This is a genomic window from Empedobacter sp. UBA6305 (assembly GCF_002440405.1).
Classification (GTDB): Bacteria; Bacteroidota; Bacteroidia; order Flavobacteriales; family Weeksellaceae; genus Empedobacter; species Empedobacter falsenii_B.
Genome location: NZ_DJTP01000014.1, coordinates 1 through 12,718 on the forward strand (window position 1 = coordinate 1; position 12,718 = coordinate 12,718).

General features: G+C 32.1%; 9 protein-coding genes, 1 pseudogene and 1 riboswitch. Of the genes and pseudogenes, 5 read left to right on the forward strand and 5 right to left on the reverse strand.

Annotation, left to right across the window (positions count from 1 at the left end):
* Nucleotides 1–26 precede the first annotated feature (26 nt).
* Nucleotides 27–95: riboswitch (Fluoride riboswitch) on the forward strand.
* Nucleotides 96–124: 29 nt separating this feature from the next.
* Together B3M86_RS03540 and B3M86_RS03545 are read left to right on the forward strand one after the other, a co-directional pair.
* Nucleotides 125–1,432 carry a voltage-gated chloride channel family protein gene (locus tag B3M86_RS03540; RefSeq protein WP_291067494.1) on the forward strand — a complete coding sequence of 436 codons (1,308 nt, stop codon included), beginning with the start codon at nt 125–127 and terminating at the stop codon, nt 1,430–1,432.
* A gap of 34 nt (nt 1,433–1,466) precedes the next feature.
* Nucleotides 1,467–1,796, forward strand: a complete 330-nt coding sequence (locus B3M86_RS03545; protein WP_291078969.1) for a DUF190 domain-containing protein — start codon at nt 1,467–1,469, stop codon at nt 1,794–1,796.
* A 225-nt stretch (nt 1,797–2,021) separates the two neighbouring features.
* Here the strand turns inward: B3M86_RS03545 and B3M86_RS03550 are convergent.
* Nucleotides 2,022–2,282: pseudogene (locus tag B3M86_RS03550) on the reverse strand (transposase); the annotation flags it as partial.
* 218 nt (nt 2,283–2,500) lie between these two features.
* On the opposite strand from B3M86_RS03550, the gene B3M86_RS03555 reads away from it, so the two are divergent.
* Both B3M86_RS03555 and B3M86_RS03560 read left to right on the forward strand, forming a co-directional pair.
* Nucleotides 2,501–3,316, forward strand: coding sequence for an HAD family hydrolase (locus B3M86_RS03555; RefSeq protein ID WP_286495788.1), 816 nt, complete (start codon nt 2,501–2,503; stop codon nt 3,314–3,316).
* A gap of 79 nt (nt 3,317–3,395) precedes the next feature.
* The gene (locus tag B3M86_RS03560; protein WP_221855957.1) at nt 3,396–4,301 is read left to right on the forward strand and encodes a polysaccharide deacetylase family protein; all 906 of its coding nucleotides are present in this window, start codon (nt 3,396–3,398) and stop codon (nt 4,299–4,301) included.
* Between the two features lie 8 nt (nt 4,302–4,309).
* Here the strand turns inward: B3M86_RS03560 and B3M86_RS03565 are convergent, their stop codons facing one another.
* From B3M86_RS03565 to porU, 4 genes are all read right to left on the reverse strand, one after another.
* Complete coding sequence (locus B3M86_RS03565) at nt 4,310–4,717, reverse strand: OsmC family protein (protein ID WP_291075957.1); 408 nt, start codon at nt 4,715–4,717, stop codon at nt 4,310–4,312.
* A gap of 7 nt (nt 4,718–4,724) precedes the next feature.
* A complete protein-coding gene (locus tag B3M86_RS03570; protein ID WP_291048904.1) occupies nt 4,725–5,630 on the reverse strand; it encodes a pirin family protein in 906 nt (301 codons plus the stop codon).
* 126 nt (nt 5,631–5,756) lie between these two features.
* Complete coding sequence (porV, locus tag B3M86_RS03575; RefSeq protein WP_286495786.1) at nt 5,757–6,947, reverse strand: type IX secretion system outer membrane channel protein PorV; 1,191 nt, start codon at nt 6,945–6,947, stop codon at nt 5,757–5,759.
* A 37-nt stretch (nt 6,948–6,984) separates the two neighbouring features.
* On the reverse strand, nt 6,985–10,848 hold the full coding sequence (gene porU, locus B3M86_RS03580; protein ID WP_291048908.1) for a type IX secretion system sortase PorU: 3,864 nt from the start codon (nt 10,846–10,848) through the stop codon (nt 6,985–6,987).
* Nucleotides 10,849–11,012: 164 nt separating this feature from the next.
* Here porU and gldJ point away from each other — a divergent pair, with 164 nt between their 5' ends.
* The gene (gene gldJ, locus B3M86_RS03585; RefSeq protein WP_291075959.1) at nt 11,013–12,641 is read left to right on the forward strand and encodes a gliding motility lipoprotein GldJ; all 1,629 of its coding nucleotides are present in this window, start codon (nt 11,013–11,015) and stop codon (nt 12,639–12,641) included.
* Nucleotides 12,642–12,718 lie beyond the last annotated feature (77 nt).

Consider the following 12,718-nt stretch of genomic DNA (forward strand, 5'->3'; position numbering starts at 1 on the left):
GAGGATATGACGTACCCACAGTAGCAGACGAAAAAGGAAATGGTGTTCTTCCTTACCCAACCGCTATAAAAAAAGCTGATGACGCCTGATTAAGTTAAGTGTTTAACATTTAATCAGGTAGTTTATGCAGACAAAACAAAAAAAATCATTCAGCAAAAAAATCAATTTACAACTTTGGTCGTTGTTTAGACGTTATCCAACTATTCCTTACATCCTCAAATGGACATTCATTTGCTTATTTATCGGACTTTGTGTTGGTAGTGCTTCCGCAGGTTTTCTTCAATCATTGGATTGGGTTACGAATTATCGGGAAAATCATTTATGGTTAATTGCATTGTTGCCTATTGGTGGTTTTTTCATTGGCTTACTTTATTATTATTTGGGCAAAGACATTGAACCAGGAAACAATTTACTTCTTGATACCATTCACGACCCTAAACAAATTATTCCCTTCCGTATGGCTCCGTTTGTTTATATCGGAACCGTGGTAACACATTTATTCGGTGGTTCGGCAGGGCGTGAGGGAACAGCTCTACAAATGGCGGGTGCAATTGCCGACCAATTCAGTAAACCTTTCCGACTTTCTGAAAGCGAGCGAAAAATTTTAATCATTTCAGCCATTTCCGCAGGTTTTGGGTCTGTATTTGGTACACCATTGGCAGGTGCAATTTTCGGTTTAGAAGTGTTTTTAATCGGACGATTAAAATACGATGCTATTTTTCCCGCATTTGCAGCCGCTATTTTCGCAGACTTAGTTACGAAACTTTGGCAAACACACCATACTCATTACTACATCAATTTTGTTCCCGACATCTCTTTTTTAAATATCATTTACGCAATCATTGCAGGAATTATTTTTGGATTATGCTCAGCAACATTTAGTAAAACAATACATAAGGCAAGTTCTATTTTCAAATCAAAAATTGAGTATCCACCTTTCCGACCTTTGATAGGCGGTGTTATTGTTGCTCTTGCAGTTTGGGCAATAGGCACAACAAAATACATTGGCTTAGGTATTCCTACAATTGTTCAGTCCTTTGAAGAACAATTACCTATGTATGATTTTGCCTTGAAAATGATTTTTACCATCATCACATTGGCAGCAAGTTTTAAAGGTGGAGAAGTTACTCCACTGTTTTTCATTGGGGCAACTTTAGGTAACGCATTAAGTTATTTCATTCCATTGCCAACAGCACTTTTAGCAGGAATGGGATTTGTTGCCGTTTTTGCAGGAGCAACGAATACGCCATTAGCTTGTAGCATTATGGCAATTGAACTTTTTGGTGCTGATTGCGGAGTGTATGTTGCAATTGCTTGTGTAGTTGCATATTTAGTTTCAGGACATAACAGCATTTACAACAAACAAATGGTTGGCGAACCAAAGCACAAAAGATTTTCGAACCACGAAGGAAAAAGATTAAATGAACTTTAAAATTGTGAATATGAATACAAACAATATAAACGTAATGAGAATTTATTTTGGCTACGGACAAACAGTCAAAGGACAATCTTTTTGGCAACGACTTTGGAGCAACAATTTGGGACAATTACTTTTAAAGAAAGCGAAAGAAATGAATATTGAACAAGCCAATATTTTTATTGCAAAAGCTGGTTATTTAGACAACGATAAGATAAGTTTCAATATTTCAGAAATTCCATCTAAAAAAAATCCAGTTTGCCTTGAACTTGTGGACACTGCCGAAAAATTAAAAAATTTTATAGGGCAAAATAGAAAAGAGCTAAACGAAACAAATGTTATTCTACTAAATAATGAATGTTTTAAGATTGACCAATAAAAAAAGGACTTATAAAGCCTGTTGAACCCTTTGATAAACTCAGGATAGGCTGAAAAAAATTGTATCAAGAATAGAATTTTATCTTCAAAAACCTTTTTCTCGATACAAAATTCTTTCAGAATTCCACTCGAAATGACAGGTTTATTGATAAAATTAAAACGGGTTCATAAATTATAAAATAACATTATAACATGTAAACAAACATTATTTAATACCCATCGAGCATTATTCGACAAGATTAATTTTTAGCTTATTACTATTTCTATTTCTATTAAACATAAATTATTTAGATATTGAATAGTGGTTAAAGTTGTAATTTTGGCTAAAATTATGGTTTTAAAACCACCGAAAGTTTTGGCACAATTTCGGTCTAATCATAAACTGATCACAGAGCTGAGAGAATAAGGTTTCGATTCTTTTTCTATATTTTTTGAACGCATAAAATTGTGGTTTATACTCTTTTTGATTAGCTTTTTTAGGTGTTTCTTTACATTAACTTCTTTTTTGTCACTCCTCTACACAAACTTATATTGAATAATACTTAAACTACTCGATAATATCATGGAGAAAAAGTTACACTATTGAACAATTTTCTTATTTTTTTATAAAATTCTAAGCACGTGAACAACGAAGAAGAACAAACCAAAAATTTATAACTAACTTTGAGGTCTCAATTATGAGACCTTTTTATTTAAGAAAAATCAATGCAAAATATAAAATTAATCGTGACAGATATGGACGGAACTCTGTTACGTTCTAATCATTCGTTAAGTCCAGAATTCAATAAAATTTACGAAGAATTAAAAGAAAACAACATCACATTTGTACCTGCAAGTGGTCGTCAATATTATAGTATCATTTCTTATTTTGAAAATATAAAAGATGAATTGGCAATTATTGCTGAAAACGGAACCTATGTTACCTATAAAGGTGAAGAAATTTTTGTTGACGAATTGGATTGGTCTGTTGTAAAAGAAATCGTAGAAGAAGTGCGTAAAATAGAAGGCGCAAATATTGTTTTGGCTGGTAAAAATGCAGCTTATGTGGAATCGAAAGATGAAACTTTTTTAGAATATTTTAAAAATTATTATGACAAAAATATTTGGGTTGATGATTTAACTAAAATCGAAAATGAACAATTCATTAAAATTGCAGTAAATCACGCTGATGGAACAGAATTTAATGTATTTCCAAAATTAGTTGATTTTGAAAAATATGGATTAAAAGTTGTGGTTTCTGGAGAAGTATGGTTAGATGTAATGAACAAAAAATCGAACAAAGGAGTTGCATTACAAGCTTTGATGAATAAATTGGATATTTCTTCTGAAGAAATCATTGTTTTTGGGGATTTTATGAATGATTTGGAGATGTTACATTTGGCAAAATATAGTTTTGCAATGGAAAATGCGCATCCAAATGTAAAAGAAGTGGCAAATTTTAAAGCGCCTTCTAACGATGAAGATGGTGTAATTCAAGTTATTAAGCAATATTTACAACAATTAAAAACCGTAAACACTTAATAATCTGACAAATAACATCAATCATTTAACATTTCAAATCAGATTAAATTATTAATTTCGCACAAAACCTAAACAATCAATGTTAGCTATCAACAAACATCTAAAAAGCTTTCTTGCAATTGGAACTTTACTTTTTGTTTTTTCTTGTAAAAACGAAAATAATCCTATTCAAAATCAAACAACAACTTCTTCTGAACCAAAAGAAATTTTGCAGAATGATGTTGATTCTGTTTATACGGTAAAAGTTGACTCTTCAGTTTTGAAATTAGATACTATTGCAAAAGAAGAAAGGAAAAATCCTATTGATTCGACAAAACAATATGTTTACCTAACTTTTGACGATGGTCCATATAATGGAAGTAAAAATATCAATAAAATATTAACCGAAGAAAATGTAAAAGGAACGGTTTTCTTAGTTGGTTTTAATGCTTTTACGAAAGATTTGAAACAACATGTAGAAGATTATAAAGCCAATCCAAATGTAGAAATTGCTAACCATACTTTTTCGCATGCGCGTAACAAATACAAAGCTTTTTACAGTGTTCCAGAAAATGTTTATGAAGATATTCGCAAAAATGAGGTGGTATTAGACATACATTCTCGTTGGGTTCGTTTACCTGCACGTAATACATGGCGTTTGAACAAACGCAAAAAAGACGATCCAGTAAAAAATGCAATTCCAGCAGCTGATTTATTGGCTAAAAATCAATACTATATCTATGGTTGGGATTATGAATGGGAAAGAAGTGGAAAAAAATCTGTCAATCATCAGCTTTCTTCGCCTGAAAAAATTTACGAAGGAATTGTACATCGTTTGGATCAAAATAAAACATTCGAAAAAAATCATTTGGTAATTTTAATGCACGATGATATGTTTAATGAAGATTATAATGCAGAAAAATTAAGACAATTAATTGTTTTATTGAAACGTAATCCGAAAATTGTTATTAAAGGAATTTCTGGATATCCAACCAGGATTAGCTAAATAAAATATTAAGATAAAAAAAACTCTATCGTTGTTTCTATTTCGTGACCTTTTTCTAACACTTTGTGTACAGGACAAGAATTTGCAACTTTCAATAATCTTGTTTGTTGTTTTTCATCGAAATCACCTTCTATAATAACATGACGCTGAAAAGTAATTGGCTCAGTTGTAATCATATCAAAATTGACATCTACCTCAACTTTTTTGTAAGCAAATTCTTTGTGATTCATATACATTTGCAATGTAATCGAAGTACAAGAAGCCAATGCAGCTCCCAATAATTCGCTTGGTTTTGCAGCTGTATCCAAACCTCCTTTATCTAAAGGTTCATCTACATTAAATTCGTGTTTCCCAGCTTTAATATTCGAAATATAATTTTTATCTGTCGAAGTTGATGTTACATTAATATCACTCATTATCAATTTATTTTTCGTTTTCTTTTATTTTAGATTTTTGTTGAGCTTGCGGAATCGGAACGTAATCGTCATCTCCAGGAACTTTAGGAAAACGATGATTAATCCAATTTTCCTTCGCCGTTTCAATCGTTTCTCTTGAAGAACTTACAAAATTCCAAAAGATAAAATGTTCTTCCGGTAATTCTTCTCCTCCAAAAATATAAACGGTAGAACCAGCCGTAATTTCGAACTCACACAAAGTAGCTTCTTTCGCAACTAATAATTGTTTTGTTCCGTATGTCTCTCCTCCATCTTTGATAGAACCTTCTAATACATACAAAGCAGATTCTCCATACAAATCTTTACCTAAAGAAACTTTGAAATCATTTTTCGCTTTAATCTCAATAAAATATAAAGGGGAATAAACAGGCACGCCAGAAGTATGTTCACCAAACTTACCAGCAATCAATCTATAATCAGCATTTTCGTCCGACCAATTTGGTAATTTATCTGCTTCAACATGAACAAAACTCGGCTCCATATTTTCTAATTCTTTTGGCAAAGCCACCCAAATTTGTAAACCATGTAATGTTTTTTCTGTTGTACGTAGATATTCCGGAGTTCGCTCAGAATGTACAACACCTTTACCAGCAGTCATCCAATTCACAGCTCCAGGCTGAATTTCTAATTCAGTTCCTAAACTATCGCGATGCATAATCGCTCCTTCAAATAAATAAGTCAAAGTTGATAAACCAATATGTGGGTGCGGTCCTACATCAAGATTTTGATAATCTTTCATTTTTGTTGGTCCCATATGATCGATAAATACAAATGGTCCGACATGTCTTTTTTGACGAAATGGTAATAATCTACCAACCAAAAAATTTCCTATATCAGCAGCTTTTTCTTCTAAAATTAATCCAACGTTAGACATAATTAGTTTAGTTTTTTAATTGATGTAAAATTAGTTTTAACTATTAATTTAAAACTTGATTTAAGTTAATAAATAAAAAAAGGCTAACCAAAAGGTTAGCCAATTATAACTTAATCTTAACGATTTCTAGTAATCGTAACTATTTTGTGTTTCTCCTCCAAAATTCCAAGCAATACCGAAACGTAATGTGTTTTCTAAAGCATTGTTTGTATCTGACATTGGAATTAAGTAAGAAGCATTAAAAGCAAACGCATTGTATTTTAGCCCTAAACCTAATGTCAAATGTTGACGATCACCTTTCATTGGACTTTCGTGAAAATAACCGGCACGGATAAACAAAGCATCATTATAAGAGTACTCTGCACCAACAGAATACATAATTTCTTTTAACTCCTCTTTTCCTCCCCCTGGAGCATCTCCAAATGAACTGAAAATTCCAGACATTACACCTTTATTAGGTATATAACGATTCGTTACATTCCCTTCTTCATCATATTCATATTGAGGTGTAGGAACTAACAATTTAGAAAATTCTGTTGTAATACCAACTTTATTGTAATCATCAAATTTGAAATCATATCCAACACCTAAACGTAATGTTGTTGGTAAATATGATGCATTATCTTCTGAGTTTGAATAATCTAATTTTGGACCAATATTAGAGATTTGGAAACCTCCACGTAATTTTCCTTCAAAATTATTTGTATTCATTGTTTCTGATTGATAATATCCAGCAATATCTACAGCAAAAGTGTTTGCTGGTTGAACTGTACCATCACTTACTCCATTGAATAAATCTGAACGAATGAAACGACCTGTCACCGCCATCGAGTAATTATCTGTTAAACGTAAACCATATGATAAATCGATTGAGAATTCATTTGGTTTGGCTACTCCGTCATTAATTATATCGCTTCCATCAATACCGCCTGCTCCAAGTCTATTTAACTGAATTTCGCCCATATTGAAATAATAGATACTTGCTCCTAATGTACTACGTTCATCTTGACCTAAAAACGTATAATAAGTAGCATTCAATAAAAATACATCATTCACCAAAGATCCCATATAAGGTGTATATGAAAAGGCTACACCTGAATAATCAGGAGCAAAAGAATACTTTGCCGCATTCCAAAATTGAGAATAATTATCCGCAGAAGTTGCAACTCCTTGATCTCCCAAACCACCTGCACGTGCATCTGGAGAAATTCTTAAAAATGGAGCTCCTGTCATTATCGGATTATTAACTTCATCTTTATTTTGAGCAAAAGTAAATCCTGATGCTAAAATCAATAAACTTGCTGTAATTTTTTTCATTCGTTATATTATTGATTATATTTTTTCTTTTTGTTTATTATTTTAATATGACAAGTTTTTCAACTGCGGTGGCTGATCCTTTACAAACCGTATCATCAACACCTTTCACATTGACCTTGTAAATATAAACACCTTTTCCTATTTTATCGCCAAAATCATCCAAACCATCCCATTCTATCGCATATTTACCTGTTCGATATCCTTCTCTAAAAGGTTCTGCTGAAACAGTTTTACGAATCGTTTTGACTAATTTTCCTGAAATTGTAAATATCTGAACCATTACATCTAACTCAGAATCACAATTATGTTCAAAATGGAAAAACGTATTCTTTGTAAATGGATTTGGCCAGTTTAACAATTTATCAATATGTAATTGTCCTGTTCCATTTTCCATTACTACAAAGTCTAACGTTACAGTATTCGAATTATTGTTGATATCCCAAAATTTTAAATTCACAGTATGTTGACCAAGTTCAAGATTTTTCAATTGATACATTACTTGTCCTTTCTGATAATCTTCAAAATTCTTATTGATACATGGGTTTGCATCACCTCCATCATAATATTCATTCAACACATAAGCATCTTGCACTTTTCCATCAAGCGTTGCAACAATATCGTGTCCAATACTCGATCCAGTTGCATTAATACCTGAATTATCAGTTAAACAACCAACCAAATAAGGCGAACGATCTGTAATTCCTCCATTCGCAAAATGAAGGTTATTCATATATAATTTTCCTTGCGGACGTTCATCATCATTCAATCCTTCTTCGTTAATTCCTTCAATCGTAATTGTTTTTAAAGTCGATGCGTCTTTACCATCTTTCTCATCCCAAGCATAAAATTTTATTTTACGATTTCCTAATTCATAATTAATATCTTTCGGAACATAAAATTGAATCGTAAATTCACCTTTTTCTACTTTTCCTATTCCTTTATAAATTGTTTTATTTTCTGTTTCGAAAGTTTTTCCAGCCCAATCAGACTCCGATAAAATGGTTTTCGTTTCAGGTTTTTCATACAAACTAATCGCAATTTTCCCATTGAAACTATTATCAATTGAAGTATTAGATAATTGATTTACTTTACCTGTAATCGTTATAAAATCTAATGCTTGCATTTTACCACCAGCAAGGGCATCTACATCTTTTTTATTTTTGATGCTTAATATTTCAATATCTTGTTGTGGACGATGAATTACTAACATCGGATCTCCAAGAATACTTACACTTTTGTTATTTTGATGTTTTGGAGAATAATTTAATTTTGCTTCATTAAGCGCTTTACCAATTGTTTGATTTTCTATTCCAACTTTCTTGAAAAACTGTTCGATCAAAAAATTATTCATCGAATCTCCGTAACCTGTTCCAATTGGACGATTGGTTGTTATCATAGACAAGGCTCCTCCATTTGCGTTTTTCAACATAGCTTCTCCGGCAGAATTATATTGCGGTAAATCCCAAATTGTAAAATCACAAGTCACAGTTGTTACGATAGGTAAACGTGAATAAGCTGCATTAAAATTGGATAAATTTGTTAATTCTTCTGCTGTAATAATTCGCTCTTGTGCCCAACTACGAGGACCTCCATGACCGTAATACATCAAGAAGTTTGAACCTAACTCGATTCCATTCAAAATTGCTTGATTTACGGTTGGATATCTAACTCCGGCAGAAGTACTTTCAGGTTGATGAGCTCCCGAATATATTTTATTAATCGTATAAATTTGATTCTCAGGTTTAGAAAATTCAGTATCAATTTTGGCATTTAAGCCTGGAGTATTTACATTATTATCATTATCAGTAACTGCAACAATTTTTGTTCGCCAATCGCCATAGGAAGTCCCTTTTCCTTGAACTTTATCGTAATATGAAACTATTTTATCAACCAAAATCTTTGCCTCAGTAGAATTAGAAGCAGAAATTCGTCCTACAGCTATTTCAAACCAATTGGCATCGTAACTATAAATTCCGTCTACGCTATTCGATAACATTTTTACATTATCATTTAACATTGCAAAATAATCATCCGTTGCAATCGCACCATCAATATCAAGAGAAGGTTCGTCTGTAAAAGTTGGAAGATAATTTGTAAAATCCTTTACTCTATTTTTTGGATCATAGGTTGTTGCTCCAAACAAAACACCATATTCTAAATTTGGACTTGATCTATCTTTTAAGAATTTAAAGAAATCACGAATCGCAATAGGATCTTGACTTCCAGAAGAAAAATCGTTGTAAACTTGTTCCGTTGTTACAACTGCAACATTTATCTTATCATGTTCTTTTCTAAAATTCGCCAAGCGAGTAGCTTGATCCAAATATTTTGGATGCGTGACAATTATATAATTAATATCGGTTAAACTACGAATATCTTGATTTGCTACTTTCCCTACATATTTTGCATCTGTAAAAGCATTTTCATCCTTGAATGCGACAAACTGATTCAGATGATTTGTGCTAAACTTATACAAATTACTTTGCGGAACAATTGAAGAAATTAAATGAATATCAGAAACATTCCAAACAGAAACATTTGCAGCATTATTCAATGAAAAAGCATTCACACTTCCATTATTAATATCTTCTAAAAACTGAAAAGTGAATTGCTCATTGCTATATGTTAAACCATCTTTGAAACGCAATTGTAAATAATCCAAATAAGCTAATCCAGAAGGATTGGTTCCGCTAGAAGAAACCGCAATATCGATAGAATTTGAACCTAATGAAACTGTTTTATCTTGAATATTTCTATCAAATAAAGAGTTTCCTAAAGAATGAGTAAAAGTTTGTCCATTTAAATTAACGCTATATGATGTATTGTTTGCATTTTTTCCAACCACCGCATAACGCAAATATGCTTCTCCACCATTTACAGCATTCGCTTTGAACGTTTTCTTGAAACCTCCATTTAAACCAATATTTTCTCCAACCCAAATTTGCCCAAGACCATTTAAGTTAATCGAATCTTTTTCATGAAATTGTAAATTATCAAAAGTAGAAAAAGTTTTTATAGGACTTGCTGTAAGCGCCTGTTCTCCTACTCTTTTGCCATCTTCTCCATTAAAACTGATAAAATAATAAGCAAAATCATCATACAAATTATAGCGAACTTTTGCATCTTTCAACGTTGTCGTATTATTTCTGTACCACTGATGCGGACCTTTCGCATAAAACAACGCGTAATCATTACTATCAAAACTTCCATCTTCACCTCCAACAAATTTTATTGGAATTTCATTCAAAGCTCCAGTTCTATCTTCCGTTAAATTCTCCATCAAACGCCCTTCTCCATTTCCATAGATTTTTAGCGATTTTGGGTTAAAATTGGTCGGAATTCCATTTTTAGTAAAGAAACTTTTATCTAATTTAAAAACTCCATCTTTCGAGACTTTTATTTTGTACCAATCTCCCGTTTTCAAAACACTTGTAGTCGAATTATCAATTAATTTTCGAGAAGATGTTTTTCGAGATTGAATTGATTTCGGTACAATTGAGAAAGATTCTATTTTTAAAATCTTATCATTTTGTTTGACAAATGGTACAACTTTAAAAATTAGTTTTTGCTGACCATTTTTATCAATAATATTATATGAAGAAAAATTAATTTTATCTGTAATCGAAGACGTATTCAAATCGGCCAATTCATCCTGTACTTCTCTAAATTGCACATTTGATAATTCAACTTCTTGATTTGTAGAATTTAACTCAACGACAAATTCTGGAAGAAAATATCCTCCAACAAAATAATTATCTTTATTCGAAAAAAACGGCACATTTACCTTATTTCCATTCGTTAAAGAAATTGTTTGATTATTCTCCCAATTTATTTTGTAATTTTGACTAAATAATTGAGGAAATTGAAGCAAAGTTGCAACTAAAATAAAATATTTCTTCATGTCTGAATAACGCTATTTTGACAAATATATTTTCAATCGTAAAATAAAAAAATAATTCTTACGTTTGATACAAGAAATAAAGCATTTTTTCGTTGTAAGATTAATGTCAAATGCTTTTATTTGCATTAAATTTAATTTTCGAAAACCAGAAATATTCTATGAAAATGAATAAAGGACGTATTTTTTCTCTTGCCCTTGCAGCTGTAACTATGAGTGTGTTCATGGGTTGTGCAAGCAGTTCAGGAAAGAAAAAAGGAGGTGGAACAAAAAATTTCACAAGCCGTACAGGATGGAAACCAAACGATAGTAAAGGTTGGTTTTTTTCAGGTAAAAAGAAAGAAAACATCAAAGCTTGGCCTGGAATGGTTTTCATCGAAGGTGGATCTTTTACGATGGGAATTACGAAAGACGACGTGTTACACGATTGGAATAATTCTCCTGTTCGTATGCAAGTAAAATCTTTCTTTATGGGTGAAACTGAGGTTACAAACTACGAATATAGAGAATATTTAACTTGGTTGAAAGTTGTTTTCCCACCAGAAGACACGCAATACAAGGATATTTATAATGGAGCATTACCAGATGAAACGGTTTTTAACAATCAATTATCTCGTGATGATTTCTCTACAGAAAATTATTTATTTTCTCCAGAATTCAGCTATTACCCAGTAGTTGGTATTTCTTGGTTACAAGCCATTAACTATTGTGATTGGTTAACAGACCGTGCTCTTGAAAAATCTTTAATGAACAAAGGAATCTTATCAAAAGATTATTACAATAACGAGGAGTATAATTACGGAAATAAAACATTTAGTGCTGAACAATATAAGTTAGGCGATACAAATGTAAACGAAGCGATTGATTCGACTAAAATTATGAAAGCGAATCAAATTAAAACGCAAAATACACGTATCTTAAAAGCAAATCGTGCAACTGGTTCAGATGAAGTACAACCCTTCCGTTTACCTACAGAAGCTGAATGGGAATATGCAGCATTAGCTTTACCTGGAAATCGTGAATACAACGAATACAAAGGAAAAGATGTTGCTCAAAATAACTTGAGAGTTACAAAAGGAGCTCAAAGAGGACAATATTTAGACAACTTCAAACAAGGACGTGGAGATTACTCTGGTATTGGAGGATTTGGAAACGATGGTTCTGCAATTACAAGTGATGTGCGTAAATATCCATCAAATGATTTTGGTCTTTACGGAATGTTAGGAAACGTTGCTGAATGGGTTTCTGATGTTTATCGTCCAATTATTGATGAAGAAGCAAACGATTTCAACTACTACCGTGGAAATATTTTAAAAACAAAAATTGACAATGGCGCAGGTGGTTTTGAAAAATATGACGAAACAAATGTTGAATATGATACATTAGACAACGGACGTTTAGTTTATAGAGGATTACCAGGCGCTTACAAAAAACAAATAGAATACGATTTAACAAATTATCGTGATGGTGACCCTAATTCTTCTTTATCACCACGTACTGAGGAAGGTAAATCTGCTGATCAAGCAACAGAAGACATGTACAACGCTCCTCAACGTAAATTTAGAGTAGATGAAAAAGGTCGAGTAATCTTAGAAAAAGATTCTTCTAAACGTACTTCTGACATCTCTGATGAAACACGTGTTGTAAAAGGTGGTTCTTGGAAAGACCCTATTTACTGGATAGATCCAGGACAAAGACGTTACTTACACCAAGCAAGTGCAACAAACTGGATTGGTTTCCGTGTGGCACAAGAATACTCTGGTAGTTTCGAATCAAAACGTAAACGTAGAGGATAAAAATCTTTCTTAATAAAAAAAAACTCGGTACTATAGTATCGAGTTTTTATTTGTTAATTATGTCCCGTCCTGAAATA